Here is an 18,419-nt window from a genome sequence, read left to right as displayed (position 1 = left end):
GTTCTTCCCGCAGCCGCGGTGACGCGGACCCCACCGGCGCGTCAGGCGCGGTCAGGGCGCGGGGACGGTGAGCGTGCGCACCGGGTCGGGGGAGTCGCAGGTGTAGAGCTCGACGCGCTGGGTGTCCCCGGCGGGGCGGCGGAAGACGACCAGCCCGGGGCGTCCGTCCACCTCCGCGGTGAGGCGGCGACCGCCGGCGTCGGCCGGCCCGGCGCACGAGAGGGCCGCGGCAGGGTCTCCGCCCTGGAACATCACTCCGTCCGAGCGCAGCTGCACCAGCTGCTCGGCGAGCGCGGGGTCGCCGGAGGTGAGGCTCGGCCCGCCGCTCTGGGCGGAGTAGGTGCGCAGCGACTCAGGGCCCGGCTCGGCCCCGGTGGAGCCCTTGGCGGACCGCTCGAGGCCGGTGTCGCTCCCGGCGCTGCTGTCGGCCGCAGAGGCGCCGGCGCCGGCCGAGTCCGCGCTGCCGCCGTCGTCGGCACCGCGGGGGAGCACCTGGCCCACACCCACCCCTGCGACCACCACGGCGGCCGCGGCCAGCAGGCCGATCCCGACGACGCGGCGCCGGCGGGCACCCGGGGAGACCCGGGCGGCTGCCTCGGAGGCAGGCGTCCCCGCGCCGTGCTCGACCACGTGCTCGGCCACCAGCGTGGCCAGTGCCTCGTCGAGGCGGGCGACGACCTCGGGCGGGGTGGGCCCGGTGTGCCGTGCGTCGGCGAGGAGGCGACGTACGGCGTCGTGCTCGGGCGTCAGCGGGGCGTCGGGCACGCGGTCACCTCCTTCTCGGTCCGGTCACGGTTCGGGGTTGCTCGGGGCTGCTCGGGTTCGGGGGCAGGGCAGGGCTCAGGACGGCGGCGGGCCGCGCGGGCGCCCGGTGGGTAGGACGGGCCCGTCGGGGGGCGGGTTCCCGTGAGGCGGGTCACCGGCCGGCTGGTGCAGGTCGGCGAGCAGCCTCGCGAGCCGGGTGCGGCCACGTGAGCAGCGTGACTTGACCGTCCCCTCGGCGCAGCCGAGCATCTCGGCCACCTCGGCGACGGGGTAGCCCTCCATGTCGACGAGGACGAGCGCTGCCCGCTGGTCGGCGGGCAGGGTGGCGAGCGCCGCCAGCACGCGCCGGCGCCGCTCGGCGACCTCGGCGGCGACGTCGGGGCGGTCGTCGGCGACGGCGGTGGCGACCAGCGTGCCGCGGTCCTCGACGTCGTCGGGGAGCGCGTCGAGGCGGCGGATCCGCGAGGCTCGGATGCGGTCGAGGCAGGCGTTGACGACGACGCGGTGCAGCCAGGTGGTGACGGCGGCCTCCCCGCGGAACGAGCCGGCCCGCCGGAAGGCCGCGACCATCCCGTCCTGCAGGCCGTCGGCCGCGTCCTCGGGGTTGCCCATCGTCCGCAGTGCGACCGCCCAGAGCCGGTCGCGGTGGCGGGCGAAGAGCTCGCCGAACGCCTCGGGGTCGCCCTCGACGTGGGCGCGCAGCAGGTCGTGGTCGGAGCGGTCGCTCGTCGGGGTGCTCATCCGAGCACCTGCACCTCGGAGACCGTGCCGCGGAAGCCGCCGTCGACCGGCGGCAGGAGCGTGAGCCAGACGGTGACGTAGCGCCCGGAGACGGCCTCGTCGAGGTCGATCGCCAGCTCGCCGTCGCCCGATGCCGTGCCGACCGGGGTCAGGCCCGCGATGCCGGTCGGGGCGTCGGAGGTGACGTAGGCCGCCAGCGAGGTCGCTCCTCCGACGGTGGTCACGACCACCCGGCGCACCGCCCGGGTCGAGCCGAGGTCGACCACGAGGCCCACCCCGGACTTGAGGCCGCCCGGCCCGAAGTTCTGCACGTAGGTCGAGGTGGTCCACGTGGTGGCGGGGTCGCCGTCGAGGACGTTGGGGACCTGGTCGGGGTTCTCCTCGCGCGGCGGGGAGCCCTGGGGGTCGAAGTCGTCGGCGGTGAGGCCGGTGAGGGGAGTCGGCGCTGCCGAGGTGGGGCTGGCGCTCGTGCTGGGCTCGTCGTCGGAGGAACCGGACGTCGGCGGCTTGAGGCCGAGCTGGTAGGCCGCGACGGCCGCCACGCCGACGAGCAGGCAGATCGCCACGATCATCGCCAGCCGGATCCAGCTGCGGCCGGGCACCTGGCTGCCGGTGTCGTCGAGGCCCTCCCCGGTGCCCCAGCGGTCCTCGGTCCACCCGCCGGACCCCCACGAGCCGGTGTCGCGCGCGGACGGTCGTACGCCGGCATCGCGAGCCGGGTCGCGCCCGGAGTCCTGCGAGACGTCCCAGGGCCAGTAGTCCTGCCCGGTCGAGGCGGCGCGGCTGCCGGGGCGGGGACGGCGTACGGGCTCGCCCTCCGGCGGGTCGGGCGCGAAGAGCGGCTTGGGCGTCGGGTCGTCGAGCGGCGGCGGCGGCGCAGGCCGTTCGGCACGCGCACGCAGCCAGTCGACCTCGTCGTCGTCGTGGAAGACCGGCATCCCGGCCTCGGTGGGGAGGTCGGGCGCGGGCGCCGGAGCGGCGGGGGCGACCGCCGGCGGCTCCTCGGCCACGAACGTCGTCTCGACCGCGGGCTCGGGCTGACCGGCCACCGGCGCGTCGGCGGCAGGTGCCGCGGTCGCGGGATCGGTGGCGGCCCCGGTCGAGGTGGACGGGTCGTCGTGCGGCACCGTCCGCATCACCGGCACGGCCGGCTGCGTGCCGGTCATGTCGCCGACGTAGTCGCGCAGCAGGTCGCGGACGCGGCGTGCGGTGTAGTCGGTGCCGGCCGCGCCGGGGGCGTGCTCGGGGTTGAGCACCTGGTCGCACAGCGCGTCGAGCATCCGGGGGATGCCTGCCCGGACCCGGCGCGGGCGCAGCACCTCGCCGTGCACCTCCGGGGCCGGCGACACGGCGGACTCCGAGATGCCGGCCCACTTGCCGGTGAGCGCGCAGTAGAGCAGGCCGGCGAGGTCGATCTCGTCGACGTTGACCCGACCGGGCGGCAGGCCGCGCAGCGCGGCGTCGACACCGAAGCCGATCAGGCGGACCTGGCCGTGCTGGTCGACGAGGACGTTCTCCGGGGTCAGGCACCCGTGGGCGAGGCCGGCGTCGTGCGCCTCGGCCAGGCTGTCGGCGACCTCGCTGACCAGCCAGGCCGCGCGCCGGGGTGCCAGCGGCCCCTCACGGCTGAGCAGGATGTCGAGCGACTCGCCCTGGCCCCACTCGTTGACGACGTAGCACCGGCCGTCGGCCACCTCGGCGTCGAGCACCCGCAGCAGGCGTCGGTTGATGACGGGCCCGGTGCGTCGTGCGGCCTCGAGGAGCGACTCGGCGCGATCGTCGTCGCCGGGCAGCAGGTGGACGGAGACGGGGCGGTGCAGCACGAGGTCGTGGGCGCGCCAGAAGCGCCCGCCGCCGCTCTCCGCGAGCAGGTCGTCGAGGCGGTAGCGCCCGGCGAGGACGTCGCCGGCCTGCATCGATGTCGGCATGCTCACCTCGCTCCCACCGTCGGATCGTGCGGTCCTCGTCCCCAGCCCACTCTAGGGAGTCTCATCCGCGACGCAGCCGCGCCGCGACGGTGTCGACCAGGCCGGTGACCTCGCGCACGTGCAGCAGGCGGGCACCGAGGAGCACGACCAGCATCCCGGCGGCGGCGCTCAGCCCGCCCCGCACGAGCGACAGCAGCGGTCCGGGGTACTCGCCCAGGCCGGCGAGGGAGAGCTCGACGAGCCAGGCGACGGCGCCGGCGGCCGCGAGGACGATGGCCATCCGCACGAGGAAGCGCACGAGCTGGGCGGTCTGGAGGCCCCCGACGGTGCGTTGCAGGAGGAGGAAGCTCGCGGCTGCGCCGACGACGTACGACGTCAGGTAGGCCACCACGAGCAGGGGGGCCGTCGTCGTGGCGTCGCCCATCGGCACCAGGACGCTGGCGACGACGACGTTGGTGGCCGAGACGGCGAGCTGGACGAAGAAGACGAGCCTGGTCATCTCCATCGCGTAGAAGCCCCGCAGCATGAAGTAGTGGACGGTGAAGAAGACCAGCGCCGGCCCGAACACCGCCAGGGTCGGCGCGAAGCGCGCGGCCTCCTGCGCATCGGCCCAGCTGAACGCCACCCCGGCGACGTCGACCGCCGTGATCGGCAGCAGCACAGCGAAGGGCAGCACCAGGGCCAGCGAGGTGCGCAGGGTGGAGCCGACGGTGCTGCCGAGCTCGGCGAGGCGGCCCTCGTGGGCGTACGACGACAGGCGCGGCAGGATCGCGGTCGCCAGCGAGACGGTGATGATCGCGTGCGGCACCATCATGATCAGCAGGCTGTTGGAGTAGACGAGGTAGCCGGTGCCGCCGGCGACGCTCCCGCCCGAGGCGAGGAAGACCACGCGGAGGTAGGCCAGCTGGGTGACCACCACGAAGAGCACCGTCCACACGCCCAGGCGCAGGGTGTGGCGCAGCTCGGGGTCGCGGAAGTCGAAGCGCGGGCGGTAGGTGAAGCCGGAGGCGCGGAGGTAGGGCACCAGCACGAGGAACTGGGCGACGATCCCGAGCGTCGAGCCGAGGCCGAGCAGCACCTCGGCCGAGGAGCCCACCGCGCTGTCGCGCACGGCACCCTTGCCGGTGGGACCGAAGACGAGCAAGTAGGTGAGCAGGATGGCGACCGAGAGCAGGTTGTTGGCGATCGGGGCCCACATCATCGGCCCGAATCGGCCGCGGGCGTTGAGGACCTGCCCGACCAGGACGTACATGCCGTAGAAGAAGACCTGCGGCAGGCACCACCGGGTCAGGTCGACGATGGACTCGAGCTGGGCGGCCTGCGCGGGCTCGTAGTAGTCGCCGTTGAGGTAGAGCCGCAGCACCAGCGGCGCGGCGAGCACCAGCACGATCGTGACGGCACCGAGGAACAGCGCCGACAGGGTGATCACCCGGCTCGCGTAGGCGTCGCCGCCGTCGGCGTCCTCCTTGATCCGGCGCACGAGCTGCGGGACCAGCACCGCGTTGAAGATCCCGCCCGCCAGCAGGATGTAGACCATGTTGGGAAGGGTGTTGGCGATGGCGAAGAGGTCGCCGCGCACCCCGGAGCCGAGCGCGACCACGAGCAGCGCTGCGCGGACGTAGCCCGACGCACGGGAGAAGACGGTGCCCGCGGCCATCACGGCCGAGGAAGCCAGGATCCGCTGGTCGCTCATGCGCGGCCCGGGGCGGGGTCGGCCGGGAGGTCGGCCGGGAGGTCGGTCGGGGTGGTGGTGTCCGCGGGGGCTGCTGCCTCGGCCTGCTCCGCAGCAGCCAGCTCGGCGCGACGCTGTCGGATCTGACCGGGCAGCCGGTAGCCGATCATCCCGAACAGCACGAGGGCACCGAGGGCCATCACGATCCAGATCAGCGCGCTCACCCGAGCGGCCCGGATCGGGAGCACGTCGCTGGAGCCGAGGGGCGTGCCGTCCACGCTCGTGACGACCAGTCGCACGCTGTGCACCCCGGCCTGGGAGCTGGTGGCCTTGTAGCGCAGGACGCTGCGGGCCCGCGGGCCGAGCCGGCGTTCGCCGTCGCCGGTGACGCTCAGCTCGCCGTCGGTCGTGGTGCGGACCTGCACGGTCACGGGCTGGTCGAGGCCGTTGACGAGCGTGGCGCCGAAGGGCCCCGAGTCGCTCGACAGGGTGACGGCCGTCGGTGCCTCGATGCTGATCCGGCCCAGGTCGTCCTGGAGGGCCTGCTCCACCCGGCCCGCCGCCCGGATCGCGAGTCGCGGACGCTCCCGGTGCTGCTCGGACAGGCTCACCAGCACCTCGTCGCGGACCTGCTGCTCGATGGTGGTCTGGAGGGTGAGCACCTGCTCCAGCAGCGTCGAGGCGGCCGTGGCCCGGGTCGCGGCGGCGAAGCTCGCCGCATCGAGCTCGGCGTCGCGGTCGGTGTCGGAGTAGAGCAGCCTCGAGGCCGGCACCCCGACCGGGGTGCGGGCGGCCACGGCCTCGACCGGGACCACGTCGAGCCACGGCCGGTCGAGGCGCTGGAAGAAGGTGGCGGCGTCCTCCCCGCGCCACACGGTGGGCAGCGTCACCACGAGCGGCGCGGTGTTGTCGTCGCGCAGGCGCAGGGCGGCCTCGCTGAGCAGGCGCTGGCGCAGGGCGAGCGGGTCGGTGGCCGCGGTCGGGCCGGGGCCACCGGCCTCGGCCCCGGTGCTGGTCACCACGACGTCGTGGCCGAGCATCCGGACCACCGAGGTGGGGGCTTCGGGCGGCAGCGCGAACGCGTTGTCGCCGATCAGCACGAGCGCGTCGTCGGGCGTCGCGGCGATGGCCTCCGGGCTCAGCAGGTCGTCGGTCGGCGCCACCGTGGGTCGGGTCGGGAGGCCCAGGTCGGACATGACCTGGGCGCTGCGGGCCATCGCCTCGGTGAAGCGGGTCGGGTCGTTGCGCACGGCCGCGGAGACGTCGAGGTCACCGAAGGGCAGCGTCAGCACCGGCTGGTCGCCGGCGAGGGTGACGAAGCGTTGGATCCACGCTCCGGCCGCCGCGGACACCGCCTCGTCGACGTCACTCGAGCCCTCGCCCTCGTGCGACTCCGTCGACGGCGGCGGGGTCAGGCTGCCCGGCGCCTGCGTGCCCTCGGTCGCGGGTGCGTCGGTCGGGGTCTCGGTCGGGGTGGGCTCCTGTCCCGGCACGGTGGTGTCGGGGCCGATGCTGCGCGCGGGGTTGCCATGGGCCAGCCGCACCAGGGCGACCAGCACGGCGGGGTCGACCAGCCAGCTGTACGGCGTACCGTCCGCCGAGTCGGCCATGTCGAGGACGCCGTCGAGGCTGCCGCCCTCCTCGAGACGCCGTAGCCACCGCTCCCCACCGCTGATGCGTCCGTCCTCGTCGTACCAGACGCGGCTGCGCACCGAGAGGATGACCGAGGCCTCCTGCACACCGTCGCCGGACGGACGCCGCGGGATGAACGTGCGGGCGCGCCCGTCGGCCACCGTGTCGCGCGGCACGGCGCCGTCACCCAGCGCGTGGATGCCGATCCAGTAGACGCCCTCCTGGTCGGGGATCCCGAGCAGCTCGACCGGCACCGAGTCGCTGAACGAGGCCGTCTCGCCCGGCGCCAGCTCGTCGACGGTGTCGAAGGTGCCGGGCACCGTCACCCGCGGGCCGACGTCGACGCTCGGGTCGAGAGCAGCGGACGCCCGCAGCGCGGTGGCGTCGAGGAGCGGGTCCTGGGAGGAGAAGGCGTGCAGGTTGACGCGGGTGAAGGTGTCGTCGCTGACGTTGGTCACCGTGCCGGTGATGCTGACGTCGCCCTTCCGGGGCAGCTCGGGACTGATCGTGTCGATGTGGACGACGAGGGGGTCGGGGTCCTCGGCGGGGGTCGCCGCGGCAGGCGGGACGAGCCCGGTGCAGACCAGGCTCGCGGTGGCGCCGAGGGTCAGGAGCCCCGCCAGGGCAGCACGGAACGACGACGGGTGGGGCACGCACCGATGCTAGAGGACCAGTGAGCCTGCGCTGCGCCGGACTCTCGGCTCCCCGGGCCGACACGTAGACTGGCCTGTCGTGTCCGACGTCGCCCTGCAGCCCCTCACGATCGTCGAGATTCAGAGCCGCGTCGCCACCGAGCTGACGCGCATCGGCTCGGTGATCGACGAGCTCGGTGCGCTGTTCGCCGACGCCGGCGAGGAGCTCGCGCTGGTGGGCGGCCCGGTGCGCGACGCGATGATCGGGCGGCTGCAGAACGACCTCGACTTCACCACCTCCGCGCACCCCGACGTCACCGAGCGGCTCGTCAAGGGGTGGGCCGACGCGGTGTGGGACATGGGCCGCGAGTTCGGCACCATCGGGTGCCGCAAGGGTCCGTGGCAGGTCGAGATCACCACCTACCGCTCCGAGACCTACGACCCGTCCTCACGCAACCCCGACGTCTCCTTCGGCGAGACCCTCGCCGGCGACCTGGGCCGACGCGACTTCTCGGTGAACTCGATGGCCGTGCGGGTGCCGAGCCGGGAGTTCGTCGACCCGTTCGGCGGGATCGTCGACCTCGCCGAGCGCGTGCTCCGCACCCCCGGCACCCCCGAGGACTCCTTCTCCGACGACCCGCTGCGGATGATGCGCGCCGCCCGGTTCGCCGCCCAGCTCGGCTTCACCGTCGCCCCCGACGTGGTCGCGGCGATGACCGCGATGGCCGGTCGCATCGAGATCATCTCGGCCGAGCGCGTGCGCGACGAGCTGGTGAAGCTCGTCTGCGCACCCCACCCGCGCCTGGGCCTGACCCTGCTGGTGGAGACGGGCCTGGCCGCGCACGTGCTCCCCGAGCTCCCGGCGCTCGCGCTCGAGCGCGACGAGCACCACCGCCACAAGGACGTCTACGAGCACACCCTCACGGTGCTGGAGCAGTCGATCGACCTCGAGCACCGCCTCGGCGGCGGGCCCGACTTCGTCTCGCGGTTCGCAGCGCTCATGCACGACGTCGGCAAGCCGCGCACGCGTCGCTTCGAGGCCGGCGGGACCGTCACCTTCCACCACCACGACGTCGTGGGCGCCAAGCTCACCCGCAAGCGGATGAAGGCGCTGCGCTTCTCCAACGCCGACATCGACGCGGTCTCCACCCTGGTGGAGCTCCATCTGCGCTTCCACGGCTACGGCTCCGGCGAGTGGACCGACAGCGCCGTACGTCGCTACGTCCGCGACGCCGGCGACCAGCTCGAGCGCCTGCACATCCTCACCCGCGCGGACTGCACGACGCGCAACCAGCGCAAGGCCGACCGGCTGCGCCGCACCTATGACTCGCTCGAGGAGCGCATCGCGCGGCTCGGTGAGGAGGAGGAGCTGGCCTCCATCCGGCCCGACCTCGACGGCAACCAGATCATGACGATCCTGGGGATCGGTCCCGGTCGTGAGGTCGGCGAGGCCTACGCGTTCCTGCTCGAGCTGCGCATGGACGAGGGGCCGAAGTCGCCCGAGGAGGCCGAGGCCGCGCTCCGGGCCTGGTGGGCGGCCCGCCAGGGCTGAGCGCCCCGGCTCAGCGCACGACCCGGAAGTTGAACATCCCGGTGCCGAGGGCGCCCATGGTGCGCAGCCACAGCGGCAGCAGCATCTCGGTGCCGCGCGCGGTCTCGATGCCGCCGAGGTCGATCACGTCGGTGTGGCCGAAGCCGGTCAGGATCTCGGTCACCAGGGCCTTGGCCGCCGGGTCGTCGCCGGAGACGAAGACGGTGCTCGGCTCCCCGAGCAGGCTGGGATCGACCATCAGCGGCGCGGTGAGCGTGTTGAGCGACTTCACGACCCGCAGGCCGGGGAAGCTCGCCTGGATGCGCTCGCCCAGGGAGTCGGTGTCCTTGACGAAGAGGCTCGGCGGGAAGCCGGCGGAGAAGTCGAGGGGGTTGGAGATGTCGAGCAGCACCACGCCGTCGAGGGCCTCGGCCCCGGCGGCGGTGAGCATGTCGAGGGCCGCGGACCCGTTGCCGGCCAGCACCACGAGCTCGGCGCCCGCGGCGGCATCGGCGTACGTCGCGAGCGCGACGTCGGCGTGCTCGGCGTGCCAGGCGGCGAAGGGCGGGTTGCCCATGCCGTCGGGTTCGGTGCGGGCGAGCGTGGCCCCGGGGTCACGCGTGCCGACGGTGACGGAGTGGCCGAGCCGGGTAAGGCCGCCGGCGAGGGCCTGGCCGACCATGCCGGTGCCGAGCACTGCGATGTCCATGAGTGATTCCTTCGTCCAGGGCAGACAGGTCTGTCTGCCTCGAGGTGGACGTTAGCAGACAGATCTGTCTACCATCAACCCATGGCCGTCGTCCCCGCCCGTGACCGCATCCTCCAGACCGCGTTCGCGCTGTTCTACGCCCGGGGGATCCGCGCGGTGGGCGTGGACCTGATCATCGCCGAGTCGGGGGTCGCGAAGGCGACCTTCTACAAGCACTTCCCGGCCAAGGACGAGCTGGTCCTGGCCTACCTCGACAAGGTCGACACGATCTGGAGCGGCCAGCTGCGCGACGCCGCGCGGGCGGCGGGCGACGCCCCCGGCGAGCAGCTGGTCGGCATGTTCGACGCGCTCGCGAGCGCGTGCCGGCGCGAGGGCTACCGCGGCTGTGCCTTCATCAACGCCGCCGCCGAGTCGGTGCCGGGCACCGCGGTGCACCAGCGCACGGTCGCGCACAAGGAGTCGGTGCGCACCTGGGTCGCCGACCTGGCGGACCAGGCGGGTGCCGCCGACCCGGCCGGCCTGGCGCGGACCCTGACCCTGCTGCTCGACGGCGGGCTGGCCGACGGTGCCCTCTCGGCCGACCCGCGCGTGGCCGAGGACGCCCGGGCCACCGCTCGCCTGCTCGTGGCGGCCGCGACCGCCTGACCCGGCGGCGGCCCCGCAGGTCGCGTGGACCTGCGGGGCCGCCCCCGAGCCGACCGGGTCGGGGCCGGCCTCAGCCGAGGGTCCGGAAGCCCTCGACGAAGGCCCGTCCTCGCTTCACGACCAGGCGCAGGCGGTGCGGGCGCCCGTCGCCCAGGCCGCTGATGACGGCGTGCCGGTCGAGGTGGGGCCGGTCCCGCCGGCCGGCGAACGAGAGGGTGCCCACCCGCTCGCCGTCGACGAAGAGCACCGCCCTGCCGCCGCGTCGCGCCCGCCCGAACACGACGTCGACCGCGTCGCCACGGAAGCCGAGCCGCAGAACGTCGCGCCCCTGGCGCGTGCCGCCGTTGTCGCAGTAGCTGCCGCCGGGTGCGCGGCCCTGCACCACCCGCCAGCTGCCGAGGTGCCCCACGGCCCTGCCCTGGCAGGGCTGGCGCCGGGTCAGCCCCGCCGGCGGCACGGACGTGGTGGTGAGCTCGGGCTGGTCGGTCCCGCCAGGGGTCGGAACCGGGTCGGGACCCGGGCCGGGAGTGGGGCCGGGCGTGGGGCCGGGAGTGGGAGTGGTCCCGGCGGCGACGACGGTCACCCGGACGGTCGCGCGGTCGGTGAGCCCGGCAGCGTCGGAGACCGTGACGGTGGCGTCGTAGGTGCCCGGCTCGTTCCAGGCGTGCCGGACCATCGCACCCTCGGCGTCCTTCGTGGTGCCCCCGTCACCGAGGTCCCACGAGTACGTCAGTGCGCCCGGGGTCTCCGCGTCGGTGCTGGCGGAGGCGTCCAGGGTGACGGTGCTGCCGGTCGACGTGCTCGTCGGCGTGGCGGTGGCGACGGCCTTCGGGGCCGTGTTGGCGTCCGGCAGGACCTCGTCGCCGTAGCCGTAGTCGAAGGTGCCGCACCCGGCGCCGAGGGTGAAGCGCACGTCGCCGGTGAGGTCGCCATCGGCTGCCTCGGGTCCCTCCCCGGCCACTGTGCCGTCACCGTTGCCGGTCATCCGGAGCACGTCGAAGCCCAGGCAGTCGTAGTCGAAGTCCCAGTTGCCGGACCCGCTGGTCGGGTCGGCGTAGTTGTCGGTCCATCCCGCACCGCCGTCGGAGAAGTGCGAGTCGCCGGGCGCTGCGGTCCAGGCGGCGTCGGAGAGGTCGGGCGTGTTGCTGCCCGGCTCCGGCTGGCTGTCGAGCGGCGACTGCGCCGGCGGGTCGTCGGTGCCGGCGTTGCCGTAGCCGTGGGCCTCGTCGGTGTAGGCGGTGTAGAAGCCGGACGCGAACGCGATGGGGTCGCGGTCGATCTGTCCGTTGCCGTCGAGGTCGAAGCCGGAGCGGTCGCGCATCTCCATGTAGTAGGCGTGGTCGGAGGGTCCCTCCGCGCCCGCGGCGACGTACTGCCAGCCCTGGGTGCACTGGGCGCCGGGGCCGTCGGCCCGGCAGCCGCCGTTGAAGATGCGCGGGTCCTCGGGTGAGCCGCTGGTCTCGAAGTCGGTGCCGTAGATCTCGCGCGTCGAGCCGTCCGGGAGCGTCGCGGTGATCCTCAGGTCGTCGATGAACCAGCCGGGCCGGGCCAGGCCGGGGTCGGTGGCATAGCTGAAGCGCAGCACGGGGCTGTCGGAGCCGACGAGGTCGGAGATGTCGTAGCTGTCGGCGAGGTAGACCATGTCGGGCGTGTTGCCGGCCTTGCGGTCGAAGGCCTCGGAGCCGGCCTGGTAGGAGCCCGAGGTCCCGGTGATCCCGTTGTCGAAGGCCTGCTGGCAGGCGTTCTGGTTGGGGTTGCCGGCGAGCGGATCGGTGTTCGAGGTGGTGTAGCCCTTCTCCGAGGGGTGGGAGGTGAAGCTCTGGCCGCCGTCGGTGGAGGTGAGCACGAAGCCGTAGTCGTAGTCCCACTCGATGTCCCACATGGACTTGAAGTCGGCCGTGAGGGTCGTGCCCGCGGGGAGCGAGGCCACCTCGGGCACGGCCACGTCGATGTTGTGACCCTTGCCGGGGTCCTTGGCGCACCCGAAGTCATTGCCCGAGCGCGACCACCAGGTGTGCGACGCCGACGCCATGTCACCGGTGTCGAACTTGGCGGGGTCGAGGAGGACCCGGCCCGGGAGCTTGGCGACGTACATCTGCGAGTTCTGCACCCGGCCGACACCGTCCTGTCCCTCGGTGAGGGTGTACGCCGTCCCGTCAGGCCGCTGCCACGCGATCGTGTCGGTGTCCTGCTTGGAGTCGGTGATGCCGGTCTCGGTGCGCGAGGAGTCGAGCACCTCCGGCACCACCCAGCCGAGCTCCTGGCGGCCGAACGCGTCGATGTGGTGGGACTTGTCGGTGGCCATCAGGTTCCAGTCGCCGTAGGTCTCGCGGCTTCCGGTGGAGTAGAAGTCGGGCAGGCCGAGGGAGTGGCCGTACTCGTGCGAGATCACGCTCGCGGCGTCGATCGCGGTCTCCGGGTTGACGTTGTAGGGGCCGATGCGCACGTAGACCTTCAGGTCCTCGCCCTTGTCGGTCGTCGTCATGTCGGAGTAGGTGGTGTCGGTGTACCAGAGCGGACGGCCCTCGAGGTCCTTGAGCTGGTCGTCGGTGGCGAAGCCGGGCAGGTTGGTCTTCGGGTCGGAGTAGTAGAACTCCAGGCTCGACGAGTGCGGCCAGACGTTGTCGTAGGGCGCGACGCCGTAGTCCTGCGGGCACCCGGCGACCGACAGCTGCGAGGCGCCGTTGCCCCCGCAGCCGGCGAAGACGGCCATGAAGAAGTCGACGACCCCGTCCTTGTCGGTGTCGTAGTCGGAGTAGTCGATCTCGGGGTCGGCGATCGCGGCCGCGTCGAGGACGAGCTTGCCGGCCGGTCCGCAGCCGGAGTCGATGGCCTGGAGCGCGCCCACGCCGGCGAGCGAGCCGGTCAGGGCCGAGCCGTTGGCGTCGGCGCCGTAGTAGGCCGTGTTGCCGGGGAGCTGGTAGACGCCGTCGGCGATGCGCTGCGGGTAGAGCGGCGTGCCCCGGGCCGGGACCGGGCTGTCGGCGTAGGTCACACCACCCGTGCACGTCTGGCCGGGCTGCACCGTGCTGAAGGGGAACCCGGGGGCGTAGTTGAAGTCGGCGGACGCCTTGCCGGTCGAGGGGACGGTGCCCTCGGGGTAGAGCTGGCCCAGGCTCATCTCCTGGTAGAGGTTGAAGGTCGAGCCCGGGTTGGCCGGGTCGTTGAGGACCTGGTCGAGCGTCGCGTCGTGCGCGATGTAGTCGCGGTCGGTGTAGGCGACCGGGACCACGGGGAACGGGCGGTCGCCGTAGCGGGCGGTGTCGTACTCCTCGCCCGGCGGGATGACCTTGGGGCCGTGGCTGGTCAGCGCCTTCGTCGCGGCGCCGACGGTGACGGTGGCCTTGGTGGACAGGTCGCGCCACACCACCGTGGCCAGCTCGTCCAGGGAGGCGGCGCGGCTCTCGAGGACCAGCGTGCGCGAGGCTCCCGCAGCCAGGCTGCCCACCTGCCAGGTGTACGTCGCCGCGCCGACGTCGGTGGTCCCGGCGCGGAGGATCGTGCTCCCCGCCGGTGCGGTCACGGTGACGGTCGCGCCGTCCACGGTCGCGGGCGAGGTGTTGCGCACGATGATCCGCGAGGGGTAGGTGTCACCGGGCTTGACCCAACCGACGGCGGAGACGAAGGAGTTCTCGACGTCCAGGCCACCGACGGTGCCCTCGGACACCACGGTCGTGGACCGCGCGGCGGCGGGAGCGCCTGCCGCTGCCGCGTGGGCGGAGCCGGTGCCGACGACCGCGGTGGCGGTCAGCAGGCCGGCGAGGAGGGTGGTCGCGGCGGTGGCCGCGAGCCGTCGTGAACGGGGCATCGTGCTTCCTCGGTGACGGGACGCGCTCGAAGACTGCGTCAGGTGACCAAAGAACGACGCCGGGACGAGGGAGGTTACGCACGACCCGGAGACGCCAGCGGCCCCGCAGGTCCGGGACGTGGACCTGCGGGGCCGCCTGCTGCAGCGTCGTACGACGCGGGCGTCACTCGCCCTTGATGAACTTCTCCAGCTCGGCGCGACCGAGGTCGTCGGCCATCTGCACCGGCGGGGACTTCATGAGGTAGGCCGAGGCGGGGAGGATCGGGCCACCGATGCCGCGGTCCTTGGCGATCTTGGCCGCGCGGACGGCGTCGATGATGATGCCGGCCGAGTTGGGGGAGTCCCAGACCTCGAGCTTGTACTCGAGGTTGAGCGGGACGTCACCGAAGGCGCGACCCTCGAGGCGGACGTAGGCCCACTTGCGGTCGTCGAGCCACGCGACGTAGTCGGACGGGCCGATGTGGACGTTGCGGTCGTCGGCGCCGACGCCGGCCAGCGAGCCCTCGAGGTTGGAGGTGACGGCCTGGGTCTTGGAGACCTTCTTGGACTCCAGGCGCTCGCGCTCGAGCATGTTCTTGAAGTCCATGTTGCCGCCGACGTTGAGCTGGTAGGTGCGGTCCAGCGCGACGCCGCGGTCCTCGAACAGCTTCGCCATCACGCGGTGGGTGATGGTGGCACCGACCTGGCTCTTGATGTCGTCGCCGACGATCGGGACGCCGGCGTCCTCGAACTTCTTGGCCCAGACCGGGTCGGAGGCGATGAAGACGGGCAGTGCGTTGACGAAGGCCACGCCCGCGTCGATCGCGCACTGGGCGTAGAACTTGTCGGCCTCCTCCGAGCCCACGGGGAGGTAGGACACGAGGACGTCGACCTCGGCGTCCTTGAGCGCCTGCACGACGTCGACGGGCTCGGCGCCCGACTCCTCGATGGTCTGGCGGTAGTACTTGCCGAGGCCGTCGAGGGTGGGGCCGCGCTTGACCTCGATGCCGAGCGTCGGGACGTCGGCGATCTTGATGGTGTTGTTCTCCGAGGCGTTGATCGCCTCGGACAGGTCCTTGCCGACCTTCTTGTCGTCGACGTCGAAGGCGACGACGAACTCGACGTCCTTGACGTGGTAGTCGCCGAAGACGACGTGCATGAGCCCCGGAACGGTCCCGGTCGGGTCCGCGTCCTTGTAGTACTCAACGCCCTGGATGAGGGAGGTGGCGCAGTTGCCGACCCCGACGATCCCTACTCGTACCGAACCCATGGGGCTCTCCTTCTCTCTACTGGTCTCGACTGGACGCATGACTCGTGGTCAGTCGTTGGTGGCCGGGACGCCACCGGCGGCCCGTGGGGTGGTGGATGGTGCGGTGGGTGCTGCGGGGGGCGTGACGGACGAGGAACCCTGCGACCCGTCGCCGCGCTCGGCGCGGATCAGGTCCGAGAGCCAGCGCACCTCGCGCTCGACCGACTCGACGCCGTGCCGCTGGAGCTCGGCGGCGTAGCGGTTGACCTCGGCCTGGGTGCGCTCGAGCTCGCCCTGCACGCGGGCGAGCCGCTCCTGGAGCCGCGAGCGCCGCCCCTCCAGCACCCGGAGCCGGATCTCCATGTCGGTGGAGGAGAAGAAGGCGAACCGGATGTCGAAGTTGTCGTCCTCCCACGCGGTCGGACCCACCTCCGACATGAGCCGCTGGAAGTGCTCGTTGCCGAGCTCGGTGACCTCGTAGGTGATCCGGGGGCGCCGGCTCACCGGGGTGGCACCCGCAGCGGACGCGGTGACCTCGGTGATGAGGTTGGCGCGCAGCATCTTCTTCAGCGCCGGGTAGAGCGAGCCGTAGGACAGCACGCGGCCCCAGCCGAGCATCAGGTTGAGCCGCTTGCGCAGCTCGTAGCCGTGCATGGGTCCCTCGTGCAGCAGTCCGAGGACTGCGAGCTCGATGGTGTCTCCACGGCGTGCCATACGACCTATCGTAGCGATATATCCGCAGGTGACGAATCGGGACTGCCGAGCCTCACCCGTACCCTTGCCCGGTGACTCAGAACAAGCGGAGGGCCGCCGGTCCGGCGCAGACCAAGCGGCCGAAGCCACGACGTACGGGCAAGCAGCGGGCCGCCAAGGTCGCCAAGGTCCTCGCCGTGCTCGGCGTGGTCGGCGCGCTGGTGCTGGGCGGCGCGGTCGTCGTGCTCTACCAGGCGATCGGCATCCCCACGCCCAACTCCGCCTTCCAGGCGCAGACGACGTTCGTCTACTACGCCGACGGCAAGCAGCAGCTCGGCACCTACTACGAGGACCAGAACCGCGAGTCGATCCCGATCAGGGAGATGCCCGACTCGATCCAGGACGCGGTGGTCGCCGCGGAGAACCAGACCTTCTGGACCGACAAGGGCATCGACCCCAAGGGCATCCTGCGCGCGTTGTTCTCCAACGCCCGCGGCAACGCCCGCCAGGGTGCCTCGACGATCACCCAGCAGTACGTCAAGATCCTCTACCTGAGCAGCGAGCAGAGCTACAAGCGCAAGATCAAGGAAGCGGTCGTCTCGCTCAAGATCCAGCAGCAGCTCAGCAAGACCGAGGTGCTCGAGGGATACCTCAACACCATCTACTTCGGCCGCGGGGCCTACGGCATCCAGGCCGCGTCGAAGGCGTTCTTCGGCCACCCCGCCAAGGACCTCAGCCTGCGTGAGTCGGCCGTGCTCGCCACGGTGCTCAACAACCCCTCGAAGTACGACCCGGCCAACGGCAAGCAGGCCAAGGAGGACCTCAAGGGCCGCTACGAGTACGTCCTGGACAGCATGGCGGAGATGGGCACCATCACCACCGAGGAGCGCGACCAGGCGCTGAAGCGGCTGCCGAAGTTCCCGAAGGTCGCCGCGCAGAGCCAGTTCGGCGGCCAGAAGGGCCACATGCTGGCGCTGGTGAAGTCCGAGCTGCTCGCCAAGGGCATCGTGTCCGAGAGCGAGATCGACGGCGGCGGGCTGCGCATCACCACGACGTTCGACCCCGACGTGATGGCCGACGTCGAGGCCGGCGTGATGGAGGAGAAGCCCGAGGGCTTCGCCGACAAGCAGCTCCACATCGGCGCGGCGACGATCGAGGTCGGCACCGGCGCGGTGCGCGGCTTCTACGGCGGCCAGGACTACCTCCAGTCGCAGATCAACTGGGCCGCGACAGGCGGCATGGCGGGCTCGACCATCAAGCCGCTGACCGTGGCGGCCGCGATCAAGCAGGGCTTCTCGCTCGAGGACACCTTCCAGGGCGACTCGCCCTACGAGTTCCCCGACGGCACCGAGGTGCGCAACGAGGGCACCGGCAGCGACGGCCTCGGCAACGACTACGGCTCCGCGGTGAGCCTGGTGACGGCGGGCGAGGAGTCGATCAACACGGCCTTCGTCGACATGTCGGACTCGATGAACGACGGCCCCGCCGCGATCTACGACATGGCGCGCGCGCTCGGGATCCCGGGCGAGACGCCGTCGAAGAAGTACCCCGGCATCCCCGACAAGTCGGTCGACTTCAGCCCGTCGGACACGCTGATCACCCTGGGCAAGGGCCGGGTCAGCCCGATCAACATGGCCAACGCCTACGCCACCATCGCCAACGGCGGCGAGCGCGCCGACGCCCACGTCGTGCAGAAGGTCGTCGACAAGGACGGCAGGACCCTCTACGAGTACAAGCCGGCCAACCGCCGCGCGGTCGACGAGGACATCGCGGCCGACACGTCCTACGTGATGCAGCAGATCGTCCAGAACGGCACCGGCCAGGCGGCCCTCGAGCTCGGCCGCCCCGCCGCCGGCAAGACCGGCACCGCCACGGGTGGCGAGGACGAGCACGTGTCCTCGTCCTGGTTCGCCGGCTACACCCCGCAGATGGCGACGGCAGTGATGTACGTCCGCGGCGACGGAGACGACCAGATCGACGGGTGGCTGCCGTCCTACTTCGGTGCGGTCTATCCCGCCCAGACCTGGACCGGGATCATGCAGCGGGTCATGGACGGCATGGAGGTCGAGGACTTCCCGGAGCCCGCCTACGTCGACGGCGACGCGCCCGAGGACGGCCACGAGTACACCCCGCCGCCGGCACCCCCGTCGCCGCAGCCCACCAAGCAGCCGACCAAGCAGCCCACCAAGGAGCCGACGGTGGGGCAGCCGACGGAGTCCCCGACCGAGACGCCGACGCCCACCGAGACGCCGACGCCGGTGCCCACCACGCCGGTGCCCACGACCCCGGTGCCCACGACCCCGGTGCCGACCACGCCGGCGCCCACTCCGGCGCCGACGACGCCGGCGCCCACCACGCCCGCGCCGACCAGCCCGACCACACCGGCGGGCCGGGTGGAGCAACGCGGGTCCGTGGCGGACCTCCGCCCCTGAGGT

General features: G+C 72.6%; 12 protein-coding genes. 3 read left to right on the top strand and 9 right to left on the bottom strand.

Annotation, left to right across the window (positions count from 1 at the left end; all coding sequences use genetic code 11):
- Positions 1–51: 51 nt before the first annotated feature.
- The 5 genes from ASG76_RS12840 to ASG76_RS12820 all read right to left on the bottom strand — a co-directional run bounded on the left by ASG76_RS12840 (position 52) and on the right by ASG76_RS12820 (position 7,391).
- Positions 52–765 carry a hypothetical protein gene (locus tag ASG76_RS12840; protein ID WP_056603757.1) on the bottom strand — a complete coding sequence of 238 codons (714 nt, stop codon included), beginning with the start codon at positions 763–765 and terminating at the stop codon, positions 52–54.
- A 75-nt stretch (positions 766–840) separates the two neighbouring features.
- Positions 841–1,506 (bottom strand): RNA polymerase sigma factor SigM, encoded by a 666-nt coding sequence (gene sigM / locus ASG76_RS12835; RefSeq protein WP_056603754.1) that lies wholly within the window; start codon positions 1,504–1,506, stop codon positions 841–843.
- Positions 1,503–3,434: a protein kinase family protein gene (locus ASG76_RS12830; RefSeq protein WP_235529614.1), complete on the bottom strand. Its 1,932-nt coding sequence runs from the start codon at positions 3,432–3,434 to the stop codon at positions 1,503–1,505. The genes sigM and ASG76_RS12830 overlap by 4 nt, the downstream gene beginning before the upstream one ends.
- Positions 3,435–3,495: 61 nt before the next feature.
- Positions 3,496–5,127, bottom strand: a complete 1,632-nt coding sequence (gene murJ, locus ASG76_RS12825) for a murein biosynthesis integral membrane protein MurJ (RefSeq protein ID WP_056603748.1) — start codon at positions 5,125–5,127, stop codon at positions 3,496–3,498.
- Positions 5,124–7,391, bottom strand: a complete 2,268-nt coding sequence (locus tag ASG76_RS12820) for a DUF6049 family protein (protein WP_056603744.1) — start codon at positions 7,389–7,391, stop codon at positions 5,124–5,126. The genes murJ and ASG76_RS12820 overlap by 4 nt, the downstream gene beginning before the upstream one ends.
- 109 nt (positions 7,392–7,500) lie before the next feature.
- Between ASG76_RS12820 and ASG76_RS12815 the strand changes: the two genes are divergently transcribed.
- Entirely contained in the window at positions 7,501–8,922 is a 1,422-nt protein-coding gene (locus ASG76_RS12815) for a CCA tRNA nucleotidyltransferase (protein WP_235529613.1), read from the top strand.
- A gap of 10 nt (positions 8,923–8,932) precedes the next feature.
- Here ASG76_RS12815 and ASG76_RS12810 read toward each other — a convergent pair whose 3' ends face one another.
- Positions 8,933–9,610, bottom strand: a complete 678-nt coding sequence (locus ASG76_RS12810) for an NADPH-dependent F420 reductase (RefSeq protein WP_056603738.1) — start codon at positions 9,608–9,610, stop codon at positions 8,933–8,935.
- Positions 9,611–9,691: 81 nt separating this feature from the next.
- Between ASG76_RS12810 and ASG76_RS12805 the strand changes: the two genes are divergently transcribed.
- A complete protein-coding gene (locus ASG76_RS12805) occupies positions 9,692–10,255 on the top strand; it encodes a TetR/AcrR family transcriptional regulator (protein WP_056603734.1) in 564 nt (187 codons plus the stop codon).
- Positions 10,256–10,325: 70 nt separating this feature from the next.
- Here ASG76_RS12805 and ASG76_RS12800 read toward each other — a convergent pair whose 3' ends face one another.
- The 3 genes from ASG76_RS12800 to ASG76_RS12790 all read right to left on the bottom strand — a co-directional run bounded on the left by ASG76_RS12800 (position 10,326) and on the right by ASG76_RS12790 (position 16,005).
- Entirely contained in the window at positions 10,326–14,063 is a 3,738-nt protein-coding gene (locus tag ASG76_RS12800) for a PKD domain-containing protein (protein WP_056603731.1), read from the bottom strand.
- 163 nt (positions 14,064–14,226) lie between these two features.
- Positions 14,227–15,312 (bottom strand): inositol-3-phosphate synthase, encoded by a 1,086-nt coding sequence (locus ASG76_RS12795; protein ID WP_056603728.1) that lies wholly within the window; start codon positions 15,310–15,312, stop codon positions 14,227–14,229.
- A 48-nt stretch (positions 15,313–15,360) separates the two neighbouring features.
- The gene (locus ASG76_RS12790; protein ID WP_056603724.1) at positions 15,361–16,005 is read right to left on the bottom strand and encodes a PadR family transcriptional regulator; all 645 of its coding nucleotides are present in this window, start codon (positions 16,003–16,005) and stop codon (positions 15,361–15,363) included.
- Between the two features lie 71 nt (positions 16,006–16,076).
- On the opposite strand from ASG76_RS12790, the gene ASG76_RS12785 reads away from it, so the two are divergent.
- A complete protein-coding gene (locus ASG76_RS12785) occupies positions 16,077–18,416 on the top strand; it encodes a transglycosylase domain-containing protein (RefSeq protein WP_056603721.1) in 2,340 nt (779 codons plus the stop codon).
- The last annotated feature ends 3 nt before the right edge of the window (positions 18,417–18,419 follow it).

The organism is Nocardioides sp. Soil774 (genome assembly GCF_001428125.1).
GTDB lineage: Bacteria > Actinomycetota > Actinomycetes > Propionibacteriales > Nocardioidaceae > Nocardioides.
Note: the sequence above shows the minus strand (reverse complement) of the source record. Positions and strands in the feature narration are given on the sequence as shown.